General features: G+C 56.7%; 21 protein-coding genes. 10 read left to right on the forward strand and 11 right to left on the reverse strand.

Translation table 11 applies throughout. The features are described from left to right. Window positions 1–8 precede the first annotated feature (8 nt). Window positions 9–866, reverse strand: coding sequence for a triphosphoribosyl-dephospho-CoA synthase (locus tag ACOTWU_RS15965; RefSeq protein WP_032103998.1), 858 nt, complete (start codon window positions 864–866; stop codon window positions 9–11). Beyond that, on the reverse strand, window positions 866–2,521 hold the full coding sequence (gene mdcA / locus ACOTWU_RS15970; protein ID WP_015571421.1) for a malonate decarboxylase subunit alpha: 1,656 nt from the start codon (window positions 2,519–2,521) through the stop codon (window positions 866–868). The genes ACOTWU_RS15965 and mdcA overlap by 1 nt, the downstream gene beginning before the upstream one ends. 228 nt (window positions 2,522–2,749) lie before the next feature. Between mdcA and ACOTWU_RS15975 the strand changes: the two genes are divergently transcribed. Genes ACOTWU_RS15975 through ACOTWU_RS15985 form a run of 3 tightly spaced genes read left to right on the forward strand, consistent with a single transcriptional unit; the run spans window position 2,750 to window position 4,887 of the window. Then, the gene (locus ACOTWU_RS15975; RefSeq protein WP_045328523.1) at window positions 2,750–3,769 is read left to right on the forward strand and encodes a hydrolase; all 1,020 of its coding nucleotides are present in this window, start codon (window positions 2,750–2,752) and stop codon (window positions 3,767–3,769) included. Further along, window positions 3,769–3,987 carry a YheU family protein gene (locus tag ACOTWU_RS15980; protein ID WP_014171926.1) on the forward strand — a complete coding sequence of 73 codons (219 nt, stop codon included), beginning with the start codon at window positions 3,769–3,771 and terminating at the stop codon, window positions 3,985–3,987. Before ACOTWU_RS15975 ends, ACOTWU_RS15980 begins: the two co-directional genes overlap by 1 nt. Window positions 3,988–4,017: 30 nt before the next feature. Continuing rightward, a complete protein-coding gene (locus ACOTWU_RS15985; protein ID WP_003861663.1) occupies window positions 4,018–4,887 on the forward strand; it encodes a phosphoribulokinase in 870 nt (289 codons plus the stop codon). A 94-nt stretch (window positions 4,888–4,981) separates the two neighbouring features. On the opposite strand, the gene ACOTWU_RS15990 is transcribed toward ACOTWU_RS15985, so the two are convergent. After that, a complete protein-coding gene (locus ACOTWU_RS15990) occupies window positions 4,982–5,386 on the reverse strand; it encodes an OsmC family protein (RefSeq protein WP_015571423.1) in 405 nt (134 codons plus the stop codon). A gap of 310 nt (window positions 5,387–5,696) precedes the next feature. Here ACOTWU_RS15990 and crp point away from each other — a divergent pair, with 310 nt between their 5' ends. Beyond that, window positions 5,697–6,329: a cAMP-activated global transcriptional regulator CRP gene (crp, locus tag ACOTWU_RS15995; protein WP_000242758.1), complete on the forward strand. Its 633-nt coding sequence runs from the start codon at window positions 5,697–5,699 to the stop codon at window positions 6,327–6,329. A gap of 57 nt (window positions 6,330–6,386) precedes the next feature. Continuing rightward, a complete protein-coding gene (locus ACOTWU_RS16000; RefSeq protein ID WP_126499087.1) occupies window positions 6,387–8,474 on the forward strand; it encodes a YccS/YhfK family putative transporter in 2,088 nt (695 codons plus the stop codon). Here ACOTWU_RS16000 and argD read toward each other — a convergent pair. The 4 genes from argD to ppiA all read right to left on the reverse strand — a co-directional run bounded on the left by argD (window position 8,471) and on the right by ppiA (window position 11,635). Beyond that, window positions 8,471–9,691 carry a bifunctional acetylornithine/succinyldiaminopimelate transaminase gene (gene argD, locus ACOTWU_RS16005; RefSeq protein ID WP_023295528.1) on the reverse strand — a complete coding sequence of 407 codons (1,221 nt, stop codon included), beginning with the start codon at window positions 9,689–9,691 and terminating at the stop codon, window positions 8,471–8,473. The two genes, ACOTWU_RS16000 and argD, sit on opposite strands and share 4 nt — an antisense overlap. An 87-nt stretch (window positions 9,692–9,778) precedes the next feature. Then, complete coding sequence (pabA, locus tag ACOTWU_RS16010) at window positions 9,779–10,342, reverse strand: aminodeoxychorismate synthase component 2 (RefSeq protein WP_048246775.1); 564 nt, start codon at window positions 10,340–10,342, stop codon at window positions 9,779–9,781. Window positions 10,343–10,372: 30 nt separating this feature from the next. Continuing rightward, window positions 10,373–10,957 carry a putative adenosine monophosphate-protein transferase Fic gene (locus ACOTWU_RS16015; protein WP_023295530.1) on the reverse strand — a complete coding sequence of 195 codons (585 nt, stop codon included), beginning with the start codon at window positions 10,955–10,957 and terminating at the stop codon, window positions 10,373–10,375. Window positions 10,958–11,062: 105 nt separating this feature from the next. After that, window positions 11,063–11,635 (reverse strand): peptidylprolyl isomerase A, encoded by a 573-nt coding sequence (ppiA, locus tag ACOTWU_RS16020; protein WP_000920483.1) that lies wholly within the window; start codon window positions 11,633–11,635, stop codon window positions 11,063–11,065. A 278-nt stretch (window positions 11,636–11,913) separates the two neighbouring features. On the opposite strand from ppiA, the gene tsgA reads away from it, so the two are divergent. The 5 genes from tsgA to ACOTWU_RS16045 all read left to right on the forward strand — a co-directional run bounded on the left by tsgA (window position 11,914) and on the right by ACOTWU_RS16045 (window position 18,045). Further along, window positions 11,914–13,098, forward strand: a complete 1,185-nt coding sequence (gene tsgA / locus ACOTWU_RS16025; RefSeq protein ID WP_015571426.1) for an MFS transporter TsgA — start codon at window positions 11,914–11,916, stop codon at window positions 13,096–13,098. Between the two features lie 259 nt (window positions 13,099–13,357). Continuing rightward, window positions 13,358–15,901 carry a nitrite reductase large subunit NirB gene (gene nirB / locus ACOTWU_RS16030; RefSeq protein WP_017384160.1) on the forward strand — a complete coding sequence of 848 codons (2,544 nt, stop codon included), beginning with the start codon at window positions 13,358–13,360 and terminating at the stop codon, window positions 15,899–15,901. Beyond that, window positions 15,898–16,224, forward strand: a complete 327-nt coding sequence (gene nirD, locus ACOTWU_RS16035) for a nitrite reductase small subunit NirD (protein WP_015571429.1) — start codon at window positions 15,898–15,900, stop codon at window positions 16,222–16,224. The genes nirB and nirD overlap by 4 nt, the downstream gene beginning before the upstream one ends. A 134-nt stretch (window positions 16,225–16,358) precedes the next feature. Next, entirely contained in the window at window positions 16,359–17,732 is a 1,374-nt protein-coding gene (gene cysG / locus ACOTWU_RS16040; protein ID WP_126499081.1) for a siroheme synthase CysG, read from the forward strand. Window positions 17,733–17,874: 142 nt separating this feature from the next. Then, complete coding sequence (locus ACOTWU_RS16045) at window positions 17,875–18,045, forward strand: YhfL family protein (RefSeq protein ID WP_008503029.1); 171 nt, start codon at window positions 17,875–17,877, stop codon at window positions 18,043–18,045. A gap of 137 nt (window positions 18,046–18,182) precedes the next feature. On the opposite strand, the gene trpS is transcribed toward ACOTWU_RS16045, so the two are convergent. From trpS to dam, 4 genes are read right to left on the reverse strand one after another with little or no spacing between them, the layout of a single operon-like run. Beyond that, on the reverse strand, window positions 18,183–19,187 hold the full coding sequence (gene trpS / locus ACOTWU_RS16050; RefSeq protein ID WP_015571430.1) for a tryptophan--tRNA ligase: 1,005 nt from the start codon (window positions 19,185–19,187) through the stop codon (window positions 18,183–18,185). Beyond that, window positions 19,180–19,941 (reverse strand): phosphoglycolate phosphatase, encoded by a 762-nt coding sequence (gene gph, locus ACOTWU_RS16055; RefSeq protein WP_015571431.1) that lies wholly within the window; start codon window positions 19,939–19,941, stop codon window positions 19,180–19,182. The genes trpS and gph overlap by 8 nt, the downstream gene beginning before the upstream one ends. Next, window positions 19,934–20,611 (reverse strand): ribulose-phosphate 3-epimerase, encoded by a 678-nt coding sequence (gene rpe, locus ACOTWU_RS16060; protein ID WP_003861634.1) that lies wholly within the window; start codon window positions 20,609–20,611, stop codon window positions 19,934–19,936. Before rpe ends, gph begins: the two co-directional genes overlap by 8 nt. 39 nt (window positions 20,612–20,650) lie before the next feature. Continuing rightward, entirely contained in the window at window positions 20,651–21,463 is an 813-nt protein-coding gene (gene dam, locus ACOTWU_RS16065) for an adenine-specific DNA-methyltransferase (protein ID WP_015571432.1), read from the reverse strand. Window positions 21,464–21,474 lie beyond the last annotated feature (11 nt).

The raw sequence follows: 21,474 nt of genomic DNA on the forward strand, positions 1-21,474 counted from the left end.
ACATCCTCTTAATGCTTTGAATAGGGCGTTTCGGCGCGGTCAAGAAACAGCGTGGCGGCAAGCAGGTCTGCGGCTCCGCCCGGCGAGGCGTTAAGCGCCAGCATCTGACGGTCTAACCGCGCCAGCGCCTGCTGCCCCGCGAGGGTTGCGCATCCTCCGGCGTTCAGCACCGCACGGGCGCCGTTCTGCATGGCGTCCAGCCCCTCCATGCCGGCGCGCGACAGCACGCAGGTGTCGGTGAGCGAGGTCATGATCGCCATCAGCGCGTCGAGTCTGGCCTGCGTTTCGCTGCTGCCGTTGAGACGGCTGAGGCGAAGCTGCGGCAGCGCGCGCTGCATAACGTGCGGAAACGCCTGCTGAGCCTCTTCACGCGCGCCCGGTACGCGGTAGCGGTGCGTGACGCGTAACCCCTTGCTGAACACTTTCGGCGCCGCGTCATCCGGCAGCTTCGCCAGCTGAGCGGCGGTGTTCGCGACGGTTTGCGCCCGGGCATCGCCGCCCAGCATCGCCACCGCGCTCACCAGCAATCCCAGCGCCCAGATCGCGCCACGGTGCGTGTTCACGCCGTCGGTAGCGGCCATCATCTGCCGTTCACCTTCGCGACCCAGGCGGCCAACGGTTTGCCTGAGGGCAATATCCGCCGGACGCTGCCAGCTCTGCTGCGCCAGCGCCTGAAACGTGGGGGTCAGGCTGTGAGCGGAGCGCTCCATCAGCGCAAGCGATAAATCGTGGTGCGCGCCGTTCCCCCGGCTGTCCACCAGACCGGGCTTCGGGCTTAAACGTGCTTCGTCAATCAGACACTGCGTGGCGGTTCGCGCCAGCCATTCGGCACCGCCTTCAACCTGGATCTGGGGCAGAAGTTTCATTACCAGCTCCGGAATTTCGCAGGTGGGTTGTAAAGACCGCCGGACCATTCCACCAGGTCCGCGACGCTACCGGCCGCCAGCAGCGAACGGGTGGCATCGGTGCGGCGAATGCCCATATCTTCCGGATACACAACCTTGCCGCTCTGGCGCAGTTCCGCCACGCGTTTGGCGTCAACGCCCAGACCGATATCGGTGATACCCGCCACGGCGGCGACCATGGCGCGACGCTCTTCAAGATCTTTCGCCCGGTAGAGGTAAGCAATCCCCTCTTCCGTCAGCACGTGGGTGACGTCATCGCCGTAAATCATGACCGGCGCCAGCGGCATACCAGAGGCTTTCGCGACCTCAACGGCGTCGAGTTTTTCCACGAAGGTTGGCTTCACGCCCGCCTGGAAGGTTTCCACCATCTGCACAACCAGCTTTTTACCGCGCTGCATCGGGTCAGGCTCGGTGATCATGTTCAGCCAGGCCGGTGTGGCGTGGCGACGACCGTGCGGATCGTGGCCCATGTTTGGCGCGCCGCCGAAGCCGGAAAGACGGCCGCGAGTCACGGTTGAGGAGTTAGCGTAACCGTCGACCTGTAGCGTGGAGCCGATAAACATATCGACCGCGTACTGACCTGCCAGCTGACAGAAGGCGCGGTTAGAGCGCATGGAGCCGTCGGCACCGGTAAAGAACACGTCAGGACGGGCGCGGATGTACTCTTCCATTCCCAGCTCGCCGCCGAAGCAGTGGACGCTCTCCACCCAGCCGCTTTCGATGGCCGGGATCAGCGTTGGATGCGGGTTCAGGGTCCAGTGTTTACAGATTTTGCCTTTGAGTCCGAGCTGTTCGCCGTAGGTTGGCAGCAGCAGCTCGATCGCTGCGGTGTTAAAGCCAATCCCGTGGTTCAGGGACTGCACCTGGTGTTCAGCGTAGATGCCTTTAATCGCCATCATCGCCATCAGGATGTGTTCCTGTTTGATCAGGCGCGGGTCACGGGTGAAGAGCGGTTCGATAAAGAACGGCTTATCGGCAACCACCACAAAATCAATCCACGAGCCCGGAATATCCACACGCGGCAGGTCGCACTCGTCGTCCACCAGCTCGTTCACCTGCGCGATGACGATGCCGTCATGGAACGCGGCGGCTTCCACCAGCGCCGGAGTATCTTCGGTACTCGCCCCGGTATAGAGGTTGCCTTTGCGGTCCGCTTTAAAACCGGCAATCAGCGCCACGTTTGGCGATAGGTCGACGTATAAACGTGAGTAGAGTTCGATGTAGGTGTGAATCGCCCCGATTTCGAGCTGACCATCCTCCAGCAGTTGGGAGATTCGCAGGCTTTGCGTACCGGAGAAGGAGAAGTCCAGCTTGCGGGCGATGCCTTTCTCAAAGATGTCCAGATGTTCGCTGCGGCCCACGCTCGGCATGATCATATGCAGATCGTGCACGATTTGCGGGTTCACTTCCGCCAGTGAACGGGAAAGGAAATCCGCCTGCTTCTGGTTGTTGCCTTCCAGAACGACTTTGTCGCCTGGTGCGATCAGTTTTTCCAGCATGGCGACAAGATCGCCGGTTGGCAGTACCTTGCCCTGCACCGGTACGGACGCCAGACGACGCGCTTTCTCACTGCGTCGGGTGTTCCATTGCCGGGTGGGTGTTTGCCCAGATAACATTATTAACCTCCTGATTCAGCACATCATTCTGATTTGCTTAACGTTGAGTAAAGTGTGCGCTCTGGTGAGAAAGGCATCAATTAAGCGTAGAGCCAAATCATTAGCCTGAGAGTAATAATCAAGGTAAATGTTTGTGATCGGGATCAGTTCATGTTTCGGAAAAACGGGCTAAACGGGGTACAATTCGGAAGGTATAGTTAATTTCTGACAAGAATCAGCATCGCCCTTATGACCCAAATCATTCCCTCAGACTTCGACATTGCAGCCGAAGAGAGCGCAGAGTTCGTGCCCATGCGCGGTGTGGCTAACCCTCACCTGCAAACCATGCTGCCGCGCCTGATCCGCCGCAAGGTACAGTTCACCCCGCACTGGCAACGGCTGGATTTGCCGGATGGCGACTTTTTGGATCTCGCCTGGAGCGAAGATCCGGATCGGGCCAGACATAAACCCCGTCTGGTGGTGTTTCACGGTCTGGAAGGCAGCCTGCACAGCCCTTACGCACACGGTCTCATTGAGGCGGCGAAAGCCCGCGGCTGGCTTGGGGTAGTGATGCATTTTCGCGGATGCAGCGGCGAGCCTAATCGTCAGAAACGTATTTATCACTCGGGTGAAACCGAGGACGGTACCTGGTTCCTGCGCTGGCTAAGAGACCATTTCGGCGAGGCGCCAACGGCAGCGGTGGGGTATTCGCTGGGCGGCAATATGCTGGCCTGCCTGCTGGCGAAGGAGAGCGACGCCGTACCGCTGGATGCGGCGGTGATCGTCTCTGCGCCCTTTATGCTGGAGCAGTGCAGCTATCATATGGAAAAGGGGTTTTCGCGAGTGTACCAGCGCTACCTGCTCAACCTGCTGAAAGCCAACGCCGCGCGCAAGCTGAAGGCCTATCCGGATACGCTGCCTGTGACGCTGCAACAGCTCAAACGCGTGAAGCGCCTGCGCGAGTTTGATGATTTGATCACCTCGAAAATCCACGGCTTTGCCGATGCGATTGACTATTACCGTCAGTGCAGCGCCATGCCTTTACTGAACCAAATCACGAAACCTACGCTGATTATCCACGCCAAAGATGATCCGTTTATGGATCATCACTCGATTCCGGCGCCCGATCATCTGCCGGCCAACGTGGAGTATCAGCTCACCCAATTCGGGGGACACGTCGGCTTTGTCGGCGGCACGCTGCGTCGGCCAAAAATGTGGCTTGAGACGCGTATTCCCGACTGGTTAACGGCTTATCTGGACGGTAAATAATGATTATTCCCTGGCAGGATCTCTCTCCCGACACGCTCGATAATCTGATTGAAAGCTTTGTCTTGCGCGAAGGCACCGATTATGGTGAACATGAACGTTCGCTTGAACAAAAGGTCAACGATGTTAAGCGCCAGCTTAAAAGCGGCGACGTGGTGCTGGTATGGTCCGAACTGCATGAGACGGTCAATATCATGCCCCGCAACGCGTTTCACGGCTGATCTTTACACTTTTCCAGTCAGGGAGTTGCTATGTCTGCCAGACATCCGGTTATTGCCGTTACGGGTTCGAGTGGGGCGGGAACCACTACCACCAGCCTCGCCTTCCGCAAGATCTTCGCCCAGCTTAACTTACGGGCGGCAGAGGTAGAAGGCGACAGCTTTCACCGCTACACGCGCCCGGAGATGGATATGGCCATCCGCAAGGCGCGCGATCTGGGTAAACACATCAGCTACTTCGGCCCGGAGGCCAATGACTTCGGCCTGCTGGAGCAAACCTTCCGTGAATACGGGCAAAGCGGTACCGGGCAGTCCCGCAAGTATCTCCACACCTACGATGAAGCCGTGCCCTGGAACCAGGTCCCCGGTACGTTCACGCCCTGGCAGCCGCTGCCGGAACCGACTGACGTGCTGTTTTACGAAGGATTGCACGGCGGCGTGGTGACGCCTCAGCACGACGTGGCGCGCCACGTGGATTTGCTGGTGGGGGTGGTGCCGATTGTTAACCTTGAGTGGATCCAGAAGCTGACGCGTGACATGAGCGAGCGCGGCCATTCGCGAGAGGCGGTCATGGACTCGGTGGTGCGCTCCATGGAAGATTACATCAACTTCCTGACGCCGCAGTTCTCCCGAACCCACATTAACTTCCAGCGCGTCCCCACAGTGGACACCTCCAACCCGTTCGCTGCAAAAAGCATCCCTTCCCTTGACGAGAGCTTTGTGGTGATCCACTTCCGCAACCTGGAAGGCATTGATTACCCCTGGCTGCTGGCGATGCTACAGGGTTCGTTTATTTCGCACATGAATACGTTAGTGGTGCCCGGCGGAAAAATGGGGCTGGCAATGGAGCTGATCATGACACCGCTGGTGCAGCGGCTGATGGAAGGAAAGCAGATCGCGTGACACCTGTTGCCGGATGGCGCTTCGCTTATCCGGCCTACGTTCGTGCAGTTGTAGCTTTGGTAGGGCGGGTTAGCGAAGCGCCACCCGCCAAAAATTAAGCCGCGATCACTTCATACGAATGGGTGATTTTTACCGCTTTCTCCAGCATTAACGCCACAGAGCAGTATTTTTCCGCAGACAGGTCAACCGCACGCGAGACCGCCGCATCCTTCAGTTCTTTGCCGGTGACGATAAAGTGCAAATTAATATGCGTGAACAGGCGGGGCGCCTCTTCACGACGTTCCGACGTCAGCTTCACTTCACAATCGGTCACGTCATGACGGCCTTTTTGCAGGATCGACACCACGTCGATCGCACTGCATCCGCCTGCCGCCATCAGCACCATTTCCATTGGGCTTGGCGCTTTATCGCCGGAGTTGCCATCCATCAAAACCTGGTGCCCGGAAGCAGACTCGCCCAGGAACGTTAACCCTTCAACCCATTTCACACGCGCTTGCATATTCACTCACTCCAACGTTGCATTTTTTATGACAGATTACGTGTACGTTACATTTCTCGCAACGGAAGGCGACCTGCGTCATGCTGAAGCGAGACACCAGGAGACACGCGGCGAAAGCTATGCTAAAACACTCTGGATGCTACAGTAATACATTGACGTTACACATGTATGCAGAGGACATCAAACTTTACTGGCTGCGAAACGTTACGACAGCCGACTTCCCAGGTATGGGTAAGAATTCGATTGCAACCCCAGAGTCCGGATGCATCTTATGACTCTGGTGACAGCTTATAACAGAGGATAACAGCGCATGGTGCTTGGCAAACCGCAAACAGACCCGACTCTCGAATGGTTCTTGTCTCATTGCCACATTCATAAGTACCCATCAAAGAGCACGCTGATTCACCAGGGTGAAAAAGCGGAAACGTTGTATTACATCGTTAAAGGCTCGGTGGCCGTGCTGATCAAAGATGAAGAAGGGAAAGAGATGATCCTTTCTTATCTGAACCAGGGCGATTTTATCGGTGAACTGGGCCTGTTTGAAGAAGGCCAGGAACGTAGCGCCTGGGTTCGTGCAAAAACAGCATGTGAAGTGGCTGAAATTTCTTACAAGAAATTCCGTCAGCTGATTCAGGTCAACCCTGACATCCTGATGCGTCTTTCTTCCCAGATGGCACGCCGTCTGCAAGTGACCTCTGAGAAGGTGGGTAACCTCGCCTTCCTGGACGTGACCGGTCGTATCGCGCAGACGCTGTTGAACCTGGCGAAACAGCCAGACGCCATGACCCACCCTGACGGTATGCAAATTAAAATTACCCGTCAGGAAATCGGTCAGATCGTCGGCTGCTCCCGTGAAACAGTGGGCCGTATCCTGAAGATGCTGGAAGACCAGAACCTGATCTCTGCCCACGGTAAAACTATCGTGGTCTACGGAACCCGTTAATTTCGGTCAAACGGCGTGCCGCCGCAGGGTGGCACGCCGTTTTTGTCTCTACTCCTCATGTGGCGCAGGCTGATCTATCACCCGGAAGTTAACTACGCACTACGACAAACGCTGGTGTTGTGTCTTCCCGTGGTCGTGGGCCTGATCCTCGGACATCTTCAGCAAGGCCTGCTGTTTTCCCTCGTGCCCGCCTGCTGCAACATTGCCGGTCTGGATACGCCGCATAAACGCTTTTTTAAACGTCTGATTATTGGCGGCTGCCTGTTTGCCGGCTGTAGCCTTGCCGTACAACTCTTACTGGCCCGCGACATTCCTCTGCCGTTGATCCTGACCGTGCTGGCGATGACGCTCGGCGTCACCGCCGAAATCAGCTCGCTGCACGCCCGCCTGCTTCCCGCGTCGCTGATTGCCGCCATCTTCACCTTAAGCCTTGCGGGCAATATGCCGGTGTGGGAGCCATTGCTGATCTACGCCCTCGGCACGCTGTGGTACGGGCTGTTTAACTGGTTCTGGTTCTGGCTGTGGCGGGAACAGCCGCTGCGCGAATCCCTGAGCCTGCTCTACGTGCAGCTTGCTGAATACTGCGAAGCAAAATACACCCTGCTCACTCAACATACCGACCCGGAAAAATCCCTGCCGCCGCTGCTGGCGCGCCAGCAAAAAGTGGTGGATCTGATCAGCCAGTGCTATCAGCAGTTGCACATGCTTGCCGCCAACAAAAATCATGAATACAAGCGGCTGCTGCGAACCTTCCAGGTCGGGCTGGATTTGCAGGAGCATATCTCCGTCAGCCTTCATAATCCGGAAGAGGTGCAAAAGCTGGTGGAGCGCAGCCATGCGGAAGCGGTGATCCGCTGGAACGCGCAGACCGTCGCGGCCCGCCTGCGGGTGCTGGCTGACGATATCCTCTATCACCGCTACCCGACGCGCTTTAACATGGACAAACAGCTCGGCGCGCTGGAAAAGATTGCGCGTCAGCACGCGGATAACCCGGTCGGGCAATTTGCTGCCTGGCATTTCAGCCGCATCGCCCGGGTGTTACGCACCCAGCGCCCGCTTTATGCCCGGGACCTGATGGCCGATAAGCAAAAACGGCTGCCGCTGCTGCCCGCGCTCAAAAGCTATCTATCACTGAAATCTTCCGCCCTGCGCAATGCCGCGCGGATCAGTGTGATGCTGAGCATCGCCAGCCTGATGGGAATGGCCCTGCATCTGCCGAAACCCTACTGGATCTTAATGACCGTGCTGTTTGTCACCCAGAACGGCTATGGTGCCACGCGGGTGCGCATTCTGCATCGGGCGGGCGGTACGATGGCGGGGCTGATTATCGCGGGCGTGACGCTGCACTTTCACGTGCCGGAAGGCTATACCCTGGCCGGTATGCTGGCGATCACGCTGGTGAGCTACCTGATCATCCGCAAAAACTACGGCTGGGCGATGGTGGGCTTTACGGTGACGGCGGTGTATACCCTGCAACTGCTCACGCTTAACGGGGAACAGTTTATTATTGCCCGGCTGGTCGATACGCTAATTGGCTGCCTGATCGCCTTTGGCGGCATGGTCTGGTTGTGGCCGCAGTGGCAAAGCGGGTTGCTGAGGCAGAACGCCCACGACGCGCTCGAAGCCGATCAGCAGGCTATTCGTCTTATTCTGAGCGATGACCCGCAGCCCTCTCCGCTGGCCTACGAGCGCATGAAGGTCAACCAGGCGCATAACGCCCTGTTCAACTCCCTTAACCAGGCCATGCAGGAGCCGGGCTTTAACGCGCACTATCTGGCTGACATGAAGCTGTGGGTCACGCACAGCCAGTTTATCGTCGAGCACATCAATGCCATGACGACGCTGGCGCGGGAGCACACGATGCTGACGCCGGATCTGGCGCAGCGCTATTTGCAGTCGTGTGAAATTGCGTTGCAGCGCTGTCAGCAGCGTCTGGAGTATGACGCGCCGGGCGAGTCAGGGGATTCGAACATTCTGGAAGCGCCGGAGACGCTGACCCACGGGCCGATGAGCACCCTTGAGCAGCATTTACAGCGCGTTCTCGGGCACCTGAACACCATGCACACCATTTCGTCGGTGGCATGGCGTCAGCGCCCGCATCACGGGATTTGGTTAACGCGTCGGTTAAAACGAACCGCGTATTAGCCGCTGACGATCTTCGCGACCGCCGCGGCAAAACGGGTTAATCCGTCTTCGATGTCTTTGTCTTCCACCACCAGCGATGGCGCAAAGCGCATCACGTCCGGCCCGGCGTTGAGCACCATGACGCCTTCGTGCGCGGCGGCGTGCAGGAAATCGCGCGCGCGGCCTTTGTACTGCGGCTTCAGTTCGGCGCCGATCAGCAGCCCCATCCCGCGGATGTCGCTGAAGACATCAAACTGTTGGTCAATCTGCTGGAGATGTTTCACAAACAGGTCGCGTTTCGCATTCACGCCATTCAGGACGTCCGGCGTATTAATGATGTCGAACGCCGCACCCGCCACGGCGCACGCCAGCGGATTACCGCCGTAGGTGGAGCCGTGTGAGCCCACATGAAATGCGGAAGCGATATCCTGGGTGGTGAGCACCGCACTGACCGGAAAACCGCCGCCGAGCGCTTTCGCGCTGGTCAGAATATCCGGCGTTACGCCGTAGTGCATATAAGCAAACAGGTCTCCGGTACGCCCCATCCCACACTGCACTTCATCAAACACCAGCAGCGCCTGGTGCTCGTCGCACAGCTCGCGCAGCCCTTGCAGAAATTCAGGGGTGGCCGCCGTGACGCCGCCTTCCCCCTGAATGGGCTCGACCACCACGGCACAGGTGTGATCGTCCATCACCGCTTTAACGGCGTGCAGATCGTTAAACGGCACGTGGATGATATCCGCAGGTTTCGGACCAAAGCCGTCGGAATACTTCGGCTGGCCGCCAACGGAAACGGTAAAGAAGGAGCGACCGTGGAAGGCGTTATGGAAGGCGATGATTTTGGTTTTGTACGGGCTATGACGCGTGGTTGCGTAGTAGCGCGCCAGCTTAAAGGCGGTTTCGTTGGCTTCGGTGCCGGAGTTCATAAACAGCACGCGTTCGGCGAAGGTGGCATCGATGATCTTACGCCCCAGACGCAGCGCCGGTTCGTTGGTGAACACGTTGCTGGTGTGCCACAGCGTTTCGCCCTGCGTTTTCAGCGCGTCCACCAGCGCAGGATGGCAATGGCCCAGCGCCGTCACCGCAATACCGCCTGCGAAATCAACATACTCGTTGCCCTGCTGATCCCAGACGCGGCTGCCTCTCCCTTTCACCGGGATAAACTCAGCCGGTGCATAAATCGGCAGGATCACTTCATCGAATGTCGCGCGGGTAATTGCTGGTTGTTCAGTTGCCATGTCATGACCATCCATTTTTATGTCACATTGATTGTGAAAATATAATCACAAAATATGCATAAAAAATCACAACAAGGCAACAGATATTCAGCGATTAAGGAAATTGGCCAGCAGCGCGTGCCCCTGTTCGCTGAGAATGCTTTCCGGGTGGAACTGCACGCCTTCCAGATCGTACTCACGGTGACGAATGCCCATGATCTCCTGCGTCTCGCTCCAGGCGGTGACCTCAAAGCAGGCCGGCAGGGTCGGCGGATCAATGATCAGAGAATGGTAGCGCGTCACGATTAACGGATTGTTTAGCCCCAGGAATACGCCGGTACCGGTGTGCGTGACCGGAGAGGTTTTGCCGTGCATGACTTTCGCGGCACGGACAATGGTGGCGCCAAAGACCTGCGCAATGGCCTGATGACCCAGGCAGACGCCCAGAATCGGCAGTTTGCCCGCATAATGGCGGATCGCCTCCAGCGAGATACCAGACTCCGAAGGGGTACACGGCCCCGGCGAAATCACGATTTTCTGGGGTGCCAGCGCGTCAATGTCAGCCAGCGCGATCTCATCGTTACGGCGGACAACCACCTCTGCCCCCAGCTCACAAAAATACTGGTAAAGGTTCCAGGTAAAGGAATCGTAGTTATCAATCAGCAGAATCATGGCGGCTCCTGAAAAAATGGCCGCCCTATTTTACGCAGATTCCCGCGCTTCGCTCACAACTTTGGCAAAGATGGCGTTCAGGGCGGTCAAATCCCCCATTGCCCCGCTCTGATTGGCGGCTGCCCAGTCGTTCGGGTCGATCCCCTGCCAGTTCAGCACATAGCCCGCATGAATAGCCAGTTGTTCAAAGAAGATCCGCTGGGCCACGCCATTACCGCTCATAAACGGATGTAGCATGTTGATTTCACAGTAGTAATGACTGATTCTGTCTGTAAACTCTGCTTTCTGAAGGCCCACCAGATATTTATCACTTTCCAGCGAAGCCATCAGCTCATTACCCACTTTCTCGATGTACTCGAAATGGCAAAAAGGAATGTCGCCCTTAGAAATATCGGCGGTGCGCAGCTCGCCCGCGCCTTTCATTTCGTTGCGGAATAAATGGCGGTGAATAAGACACAGATGGGGTAAACCCGGTGCGGAAGGCCCCAGTTCCAGCGTCTCGATATCAGGTTCAGCGGGACCCTTACCTTTTTCAAGGAGGCAGCTGGCCTGAAAATTGACCTTACGTTGTTGCTCCCAGAGACGGGATTTTTGCTTGTCGGTGAGTTTTTTCACTACGCCTCCCTGAATAGTCCGTTTGCCACAAGTATAAGCAGCAAAACGCGCTTTCGCAGGGAGGGTGGAAAGACACGGGCAAGATGTGCCCGTGTGGGGGAACGATTACGGCAGCACTTTCGCGGAGAGAATGACGACTGGCTTAGACGGCACATTCTGGTATGGACCGACATCGTGAGTCTGAACCTGAGAAATCTTATCCGCAACGTCCATGCCTTTCACCACTTTGCCAAACACCGCGTAGCCAAAGTCGCGCTGACCGTGGTCCAGGAAGGCGTTATCAGCCACGTTGAGGAAGAACTGGCTGGTGGCGCTGTCTTTGTCCGCCGTACGCGCCATGGAGATGGTGCCGCGCTTGTTCAGCAGGCCGTTGTCTGCTTCATTTTTGATGGGCGGGTTGGGCTGTTTCTGCTGCATCTGCTCGTTAAAACCGCCACCCTGAATCATAAAGCCCGGGATCACGCGGTGGAACGTGGTGTTGTTATAAAAACCACTGTTCACGTAGTCGAGGAAGTTTTTCACCGAAACAGGGGCTTTCTGGCTATCCAGCTCCAGCTCAATATTCCCCGCAGAGGTAGTCAGCAGGACGTGGGGGTCTCCTTTGGCTGCCAGCGCAGCAGGGGAAACGGCAGAAAGAGCAAACACAGCTGCGACAGCCGCCAGTGTTGATTTGAGCATGAGAATTCCTTAACAAAGCGCAGTATAAAAAGCGAATGGCTTGATTCTAAAGAGCAGTATGAACCCAGACCAGTCTTTTACCTAATTTTACCAAATTGAAACAATTATTACCGCGCAAACGATTGTTCACCCCACAACGTAATGTGATCTGCATCACGTTAAAACCTGCAATTGTGCTCAAAATTTTCTGAAAAGATTTAATTAGATCACTTTCGCGACTAAAATCTGCCCGCTCAAACGCAGTCATTGCGTTTTTCTTTACTTTTAACAGGCCAGACATGACTAACAGCAATCGCATCAAGCTCACATGGATCAGCTTCTTCTCTTACGCCCTGACCGGCGCGTTGGTGATCGTCACCGGGATGGTGATGGGAAATATCGCAGACTACTTCCAGCTGCCCGTTTCCAGCATGAGTAATACCTTCACCTTCCTGAACGCGGGGATCCTGATCTCTATTTTCCTTAATGCCTGGCTGATGGAAATCGTGCCGCTGAAAACGCAGCTGCGTTTCGGCTTCGTGCTGATGGTTGCCGCCGTGGCGGGCCTGATGCTGAGCCACAGCATCGCCCTCTTCTCTGCCGCCATGTTCGTGCTGGGTCTGGTGAGCGGGATCACCATGTCGATCGGTACATTCCTGATTACGCATATGTATGAAGGCCGCCAGCGCGGCGCGCGTCTGCTGTTCACCGACTCCTTCTTCAGCATGGCCGGGATGATTTTCCCGATGGTCGCCGCGTATCTTCTGGCGCGCAGCATTGAGTGGTACTGGGTGTACGCCTGCATTGGTCTGGTTTATGTCGCGATCTTTGTTCTCACCTTCGGCTGCGAGTTCCCGGTGCTGGGCAAAAAAGCGCAGACTACGTCCGAGCCGGTTGCGAAAGAAAAATGGGGTATCGGCGTACTGTTCCTCTCCATCGCCGCGCTGTGTTACATCCTCGGTCAGCTGGGCTTTATCTCCTGGGTTCCTGAATACGCGAAAGGTCTGGGCATGAGCCTGAACGATGCGGGTAAACTGGTGAGCGATTTCTGGATGTCTTACATGTTCGGCATGTGGGCGTTTAGCTTTATCCTGCGCTTCTTCGACCTGCAACGGATCCTGACCGTTCTGGCGGGTCTGGCAACCGTGCTGATGTATCTGTTCATCAACGGTTCCCCGGAGCATATGCCGTGGTTCATCCTGACCCTGGGCTTCTTCTCCAGTGCGATTTACACCTCGATCATCACCCTTGGTTCTCTTCAGACCAAAGTGGCCTCACCGAAGCTGGTGAACTTCGTGCTGACCTGCGGCACCATCGGCACCATGCTGACCTTCGTGGTCACGGGCCCGATTGTTGCGCACAGCGGCCCGCTGGCGGCGCTGCATACCGCTAACGGTCTGTACGCCGTGGTGTTCATCATGTGCTTCGTGCTGGGCTTTGTGACCCGTCACCGTCAACACAACCCGGCAACAGCTACCCACTAATCGCCGTAACCCCTTTGCGTACTGCAAAGGGGTTTTCCCTGCTCACCCGCCCTGCCCGCCGATGGGTAAAAACCCCCACTACATTTGTGCGAAAAACAAGCAAGAACAAAAATCAAACAATATCCGTCACTTATAAAAATCCTGACAAATCATAGATATACCCCCTAAGAGGTAGGTGAAGGCGTATTTGATTTGCATCAATAAGTGCCCCTGCTGAATCGTTAAGGTAGGCAGTAATAGAAAAGAAATCGAGGCAAAAATGAGCAAAGTCAGACTCGCTATCATCGGTAACGGCATGGTCGGCCACCGCTTTATTGAGGATCTTCTCGATAAAGCCGATGCTGAGCAGTTCGATATTACCGTGTTCTGTGAAGAACCCCGCAAGGCGTACGACCGTGTGCACTTGTCTTCCTACTTCTCTCACCATACCGCCGAAGAGCTATCTCTGGTGCGTGAAGGGTTCTACGAGAAGCATGGCGTAAAAGTGCTGGTGGGCGAACGCGCTATCACCATCAACCGTCAGGAGAAAGTGATCCACTCCAGCGCCGGACGTACGGTTTTTTACGATAAGCTGATCATGGCGACGGGCTCGTATCCGTGGATCCCGCCTATTAAAGGGTCGGAAACCCAGGATTGCTTCGTTTACCGTACAATTGAAGACCTCAACGCCATTGAATCCTGCGCACGTCGAAGCAAACGCGGCGCGGTTGTCGGCGGTGGTCTGCTGGGTCTGGAAGCGGCAGGCGCACTGAAAAACCTCGGCGTTGAAACCCACGTCATCGAATTTGCCCCGATGCTGATGGCGGAACAGCTGGACCATATGGGTGGCGACCAGCTACGCCGTAAAATCGAAAGCATGGGCGTGAAGGTTCACACCAGCAAGAACACCAAAGAGATCGTGCAGGAAGGCACCGAAGCGCGTAAAACCATGCGCTTTGCCGACGGCAGCGAGCTGGAAGTGGATTTCATCGTCTTCTCCACCGGTATTCGCCCGCGCGACAAGCTGGCCACCCAGTGCGGTCTGGCCGTTGCGCAGCGCGGCGGGATCATGATCAACGATACCTGCCAGACCTCCGATCCGGATATCTACGCCATCGGCGAATGCGCCAGCTGGAATAACCGCGTATACGGCCTGGTTGCACCAGGGTACAAAATGGCGCAGGTCGCCGTTGACCATATCCTCGGCAGCGAAAACGCCTTCACCGGCGCAGACATGAGCGCCAAGCTGAAACTGCTGGGCGTGGACGTGGGCGGTATTGGTGATGCGCATGGCCGCACCCCGAACTCCCGCAGCTATGTTTATCTGGACGAAAGCAAAGAAGTCTACAAACGTCTCATCGTCAGCCAGGACAACAAAACCCTGCTCGGGGCGGTGCTGGTGGGTGATACCAGCGACTTCGGTAACCTGCTCCAGCTGGTGCTGAACGCCATTGAGCTGCCGGAGAACCCGGACGCGCTAATCCTCCCGGCGCACGCCTCCAGCGGTAAGCCGTCCATCGGCGTGGATAAATTGCCGGACAGCGCGCAAATCTGTTCCTGCTTCGACGTGACCAAAGGCATGCTGATCTCCGCCATTAACAAAGGCTGCCACACTGTTGCGGCGCTGAAGGCGGAAACCAAAGCCGGGACCGGCTGCGGCGGCTGTATTCCTCTGGTCACTCAGGTGCTGAACGCCGAGCTGGCAAAACAGGGCATTGAAGTGAACAACAACCTGTGCGAGCACTTCGCTTACTCTCGCCAGGAGCTGTATCACCTGATCCGCGTGGAAGGCATTAAGTCCTTCGACGAACTGCTGGAGAAACACGGCCAGGGCTATGGCTGTGAAGTATGTAAGCCTACCGTCGGTTCCCTGCTGGCGTCCTGCTGGAACGAATATGTGCTCAAACCAGAACACACTCCGCTTCAGGACACCAACGATAACTTCCTGGCCAATATTCAGAAAGACGGGACTTACTCGGTGATCCCGCGTTCTGCCGGAGGGGAGATTACCCCGGAAGGGCTGGTCGCCGTGGGCCGTATCGCCCGTGAGTTTAACCTGTACACCAAAATCACCGGCTCCCAGCGTATCGGCCTGTTCGGTGCGCAGAAAGATGACCTGCCGGAAATCTGGCGTCAGCTGATTGAAGCGGGCTTTGAAACCGGTCACGCGTACGCCAAGGCGCTGCGCATGGCGAAAACCTGCGTGGGCAGCACCTGGTGCCGCTACGGCGTGGGCGACAGCGTGGGCTTCGGCGTAGAGCTGGAAAACCGCTACAAAGGCATCCGTACGCCGCACAAAATGAAGTTCGGCGTCTCAGGGTGTACCCGTGAATGTGCGGAAGCACAGGGGAAAGACGTGGGTATCATTGCCACGGAGAAAGGCTGGAACCTGTACGTGTGCGGTAACGGCGGGATGAAACCTCGCCACGCGGATCTGCTGGCCGCCGATCTCGATCGCGATACGCTGATCAAATACCTCGACCGCTTCATGATGTTCTACATTCGTACCGCCGATAAGCTGACCCGTACCGCGTCCTGGCTGGATAATCTCGAAGGCGGCATCGACTACCTGAAATCGGTCATTATCGACGACAAGCTGGGTCTGAATGAACAGCTGGAATCCGAGATGACTCGCCTGCGCGAGGCGGTGATCTGCGAGTGGACCGAAACCGTGAACACGCCAGCGGCGCAGACGCGCTTCAAACACTTTATCAACAGCACCCAGCGCGACCCGAACGTGCAGGTGGTGCCGGAGCGCGAACAGCATCGTCCAGCGACCCCGTATGAACGTATTCCGGTGATGCTGGTGGAGGAAAACGCATGAGCCAGTGGGTTAACATCTGCAACATTAACGACATTCTGCCAGCAACCGGCGTCTGTGCCCTGCTGGGCAACGAGCAGGTGGCGATTTTCCGCCCTCGCCACGATGAACAGGTCTATGCCATCAGCAATATCGACCCGTTCTTCGAGGCCAGCGTGCTCTCCCGCGGTCTGATTGCGGAGCACCAGGGCGAGCTGTGGGTTGCCAGCCCGCTGAAAAAGCAGCGCTTCCGCTTAACCGACGGACTCTGCATGGAAGATGAAAGCTTCTCGGTCAAACACTACGACGTCCGCGTGAAGGACGGCGAGGTGCAGCTGAAAGCGTAACCCCTCGCCTTTTCAATAGGAAAGGCTTATGACCCCTTATGGGTAACGGCAGGAAAAACCGTATGTTCTGTACGATCCCTGCTGTTATCCTGACGTCAATTCTTCCCCCGCCATGAATGCTGTGAGGTAACGTCGTGGATCACCTGCCGATTTTTTGTCAATTACGCAACCGCGACTGCCTGCTCGTGGGCGGCGGCGATGTGGCTGAACGCAAGGCGCGCCTGCTGTTAGAGGCGGGCGCCCGACTGACCGTCAACGCCCTCACCTTCGCCCCTCAGTTTGACGTCTGGGCGCAGGAAGGGATGCTCACCCAGGTGCAGGGTGAGTTTGATGAATCCCTGCTGGATACCTGCTGGCTGACCATCGCCGCAACGGATAACGATGATGTTAACCAGCGCGTCAGCGACGCCTGCGAAGCGCGCCGCATCTTCTGTAACGTGGTGGATGCGCCGAAAGAGGCGAGCTTTATCATGCCGTCGATTATCGACCGTTCACCGCTGATGATTGCGGTGTCGTCCGGCGGGCGCTCGCCCGTTCTTGCCCGTCTGCTGCGGGAAAAACTGGAAGCCGTGCTGCCGCAGCATCTTGGTCAGATTGCCCAATACGCCGGAGAGCTGCGCTCCCGCGTGAAGCAAACCTTCGCAACCGTGGGCGAACGCCGTCGCTTCTGGGAGAAGTTCTTTGTCAACGACAGGCTGGCGCAGTCCCTTGCCAATCAGGACACCAAAGCCGTTGAAGAGACGACCGAACAGCTCCTGAGCGAGCCGCTGGACCATCGCGGTGAAGTGGTGCTGGTGGGCGCAGGTCCCGGCGATGCGGGCCTGCTGACGCTGAAGGGTCTCCAGCAGATCCAGCAGGCGGACATCGTGGTGTATGACCGTCTGGTCTCTGATGACATCATGAATCTGGTGCGCCGCGATGCTGACCGCGTGTTCGTCGGCAAACGGGCAGGTTATCACTGCGTACCGCAGGAGGAGATCAACCAGACCCTGCTGTGGGAAGCGCAAAAAGGTAAGCGCGTGGTGCGCCTGAAAGGGGGCGATCCATTTATCTTTGGTCGCGGCGGCGAGGAGCTGGAAACCCTGTGCAACGCGGGTATTCCGTTCTCCGTGGTGCCGGGCATTACGGCGGCGTCCGGCTGTTCTGCCTATTCCGGCATTCCGTTAACCCATCGCGACTATGCCCAGAGCGTGCGCCTGGTGACGGGCCACCTGAAAACCGGCAGCGAACTGGACTGGCATAATCTGGCCGCTGAAAAGCAGACGCTGGTGTTCTATATGGGGCTAAATCAGGCAGCCACGATCCAGGCGAAACTGCTGGAGCACGGCATGGAAGCAGATATGCCGGTCGCGCTGGTGGAAAACGGCACCGCCATTACGCAGCGCGTGGTCGATGGCGTGCTGACGCAGCTGGGCGAGCTGGCGCAGCAGGTTGAAAGCCCGGCGCTGATCGTGGTGGGTCGCGTGGTAGCCCTGCGCGAAAAACTGAACTGGTTCTCCAGCCACTAACGCATAATCTCTCCCGGGAGTAGTCTTTAAGCGGACTACTCCCTTCTTACCTCAGTCGATAACATACCGCCCGCATAATGGAACTTTTCCATTTATTCCCTCGTGTTACATCCAATTTTCGATTTTTTGACAAGGAATGCGTATGTTCAAACTGGCAAAAGCTGCCGTTCTGGTCGGCCTGTTATCAACTCTGACGGCCTGCACCGGTCACGTTCAAAATACTAAAAATAATTGCAGCTACGATTACCTGCTTCACCCGGCGATCTCCATTTCGAAGATCATCGGCGGTTGCGGCCCGGCGGCACAGCAGTAAGCGTTTTTCAGGCGTAAAAAAACCGGGGATGTCCCGGTTTTTTTGTTTCGTCAGTTTTGTCGGGTGGCGGCTCCGCCTTACCCGACCTGCACGGTCCCGTAGGCCGGGTAAGCGTAAGCGCCACCCGGCAAAGCGGCTTAAGGTTTCGCCACAAACCCAATAGCGTCGTACACCGCTTTCAGGGTTTCGGAGGCGCGCGCGCTGGCTTTTTCCGCGCCCTCTTTCATCACTTTTTGCAGGAAAGCTTCGTCGTTACGGTAACGGTGATAGCGCTCCTGCAACTCGGTCAGCATGCCGGAAACGGCGTCTGCCACTTCGCCTTTCAGGTGGCCGTACATCTTACCTTCAAAGTGTTTTTCCAGCTCAGGGATGCTCTGTCCGGTCACACCGGAGAGAATGTCCAGCAGGTTAGACACGCCCGCTTTGTTCTGCACGTCGTAGCGCACCACTGGCGGCTCGTCGGAGTCGGTCACCGCACGCTTGAGCTTTTTCACCACTGATTTCGGATCTTCCAGCAGGCCGATAACGTTGTTGCGGTTATCGTCAGACTTGGACATCTTTTTGGTCGGCTCCAGCAGCGACATCACGCGCGCACCGGATTTCGGAATAAACGGCTCAGGCACTTTGAACACGTCACCGTAAAGCGCATTGAAGCGCTGGGCAATATCGCGGCTCAGCTCCAGGTGCTGCTTCTGGTCTTCACCCACCGGCACCTGGTTGGTCTGGTACAGCAGAATGTCGGCCGCCATCAGCACCGGATAGTCAAACAGACCGGCGTTGATGTTTTCAGAGTAGCGGGCAGACTTATCCTTGAACTGGGTCATGCGGCTCAGCTCGCCAAAATAGGTGTAGCAGTTCAGCGCCCAGCCCAGCTGCGCGTGCTCTGGCACGTGAGACTGAACGAAAATGGTGCTCTTCTCTGGATCGATACCGCAGGCCAGATACAGCGCCAGGGTGTCCAGCGTGGCTTTGCGCAGCTTCTCGGGATCCTGACGCGCGGTGATAGCATGCAAATCCACGATGCAGTAAATGCAGTGGTAGTCATCCTGCATGCTCACCCACTGACGTAACGCACCCATGTAGTTACCAATGGTCAGTTCACCTGAAGGCTGTGCGCCACTAAAAACGATGGGCTTAGTCATTATTCAATTCCTGATGTTCACTGTGCGAGAGCCCGAGTGCGGGCAACAAATCTTTGAAGTGGTCGAACACAACGTCCGGCTCACTCAGCGTAATGGCTTCACCGTAGTTGTAGCCGTAGGTCAACCCAACCGACGGGCAACCTGCCGCTCTGGCAGCCAGAATATCATTGCGGGAATCCCCGACAAAGAGCAGCTCCGCAGGCGCTAAGGATAATTTTCCTGCCACCAGCAATAGCGGTTCCGGATGCGGCTTTTTATTCTGCACGTCATCGCCGCCCACAATTACGGAGAAGTATTTCGCGATATCCAGCGCTTCCAGCAGAGGCGCAACGAACGGTGTCGGCTTGTTAGTCACCAGTCCCAGCGGGATGCCTTTGGCATGTAGCGCGCTCAGCGTTTCAGCGACATCCGGGAACAGGAAGCTACCCTCTTCGACGGTCTCTTCGTAGAAACGGTCGAACAGTTTGCGCAGAATACGCTGCTGCTCATCCTGGGGAATATCCGCGTGGTCAACACTCGGTTTACCTTGCGCGGAACGCTGAGAGGCACGCTCCTGACGAGCCCAGGACAGCGCGCGCTCCATCAGCACGTCTGCACCGTTACCAATCCACGTCACCACGCGCTCTTCGCCTGCAACGGGGAGTTCAAGGGCATACAGCGCCTGATCGACGGCGCGGGTTAATCCTGGCGCGCTGTCGACCAGCGTGCCGTCGAGGTCAAATGCTACACCCCGAATAGCCTGCAATTTATCCATGACTTACCTTCGCCAGTTCACGGCGCATTTCATCAATGACTTTTTTGTAATCCGGTTGATCGAAGATGGCGGAGCCTGCAACGAACATATCCGCCCCTGCCGCCGCAATCTCACCGATATTATTGACCTTCACGCCGCCGTCCACTTCCAGACGAATATCATAGCCAGACTCATCGATACGGCGGCGCACTTCACGCAGTTTGTCGAGGGTCTGAGGGATAAATGACTGACCACCAAAGCCCGGGTTGACGGACATCAGCAGGATCACGTCCAGCTTGTCCATCACGTAGTCGAGATAGCTCAGCGGGGTCGCCGGGTTAAAGACCAGTCCCGCCTTACAGCCGTTCTCTTTGATCAGCTGTAGCGTGCGGTCAACGTGTTCGGAGGCTTCCGGGTGGAAAGTGATGATACTGGCACCCGCCGCGGCGAAATCAGGCACGATGCGGTCAACCGGTTTCACCATCAGATGCACGTCAATGGGCGCGGTGATCCCGTAGTTACGCAGCGCTTTAAGCACCATCGGACCGATGGTCAGGTTGGGAACGTAGTGGTTATCCATAACGTCGAAATGGACGACATCCGCGCCAGCCGCGAGAGCTTTGGCAGTGTCTTCACCCAGGCGGGCAAAATCGGCCGACAGAATTGAGGGGGCAATCAAAAACTGTTTCATCCGCATCTCCTTGAAATGTGTTTACCGGCGGGCAAAGGCTCAGGGTCGATAAAGCGCCAGAAGTTCGTCCACCTTTTTACGTGTGCCGCCGTTGCTGCTAATGCTACGCCGCACTTTTACCTGAAAATGCTTCGCGGCTTTGTACCATTCGCGCGTATCAGGCGTGTCGTGATTCGAAATTAACACCGGAATTCTTTTGCTGACCAGCTTTTCCGCCATCTCAGCCAGACGCGCCTGCTCGGCAGGGCTGAAGCTGTTGGTGTGATAAGCGGTAAAATTCGCCGTCGCAGAGAGCGGGGCGTAAGGCGGGTCGCAGTAGACCACCGAGTTTACGCCCGCCAGATCCATGCACTCTTCATAGGAGAGACAGTAGAACTCGGCATTCTGCGCTTTTTCAGCAAAGTGATACAGTTCGTCCTGTGGGAAATAGGGACGCTTATAGCGGCCAAACGGCACGTTAAACTCGCCACGCAGATTATACCGGCACAGACCGTTGTAGCCATGGCGATTGAGATAAAGAAACAACAGCGCGCGACGGAACGGATCCTGGCTCTGATTAAACTCAGCGCGGAACTGATAGTAGACGTCCGGGTTGTTGTTCTCTGGCGTAAACAGCTTCCGCGCCTCTTCCACATACTCATCGGTACGCAGTTTGACGATGTTATAGAGGCTGATAAGGTCGCTGTTGATATCCGCCAGGATATAACGAGAAAAATCGGTATTCAGGAACACCGATCCAGCACCCACGAAGGGCTCGATAAGACACTCGCCTTTCGGCAGGTGCTTTTTAATATCGTCGAGCAGGGGGTATTTCCCCCCTGCCCATTTCAGAAAAGCGCGATTTTTTTTCATGCTGACTAACT

This window comes from Enterobacter cloacae complex sp. GYL001, assembly GCF_049237125.1.
Lineage (GTDB): Bacteria > Pseudomonadota > Gammaproteobacteria > Enterobacterales > Enterobacteriaceae > Enterobacter > Enterobacter hormaechei_C.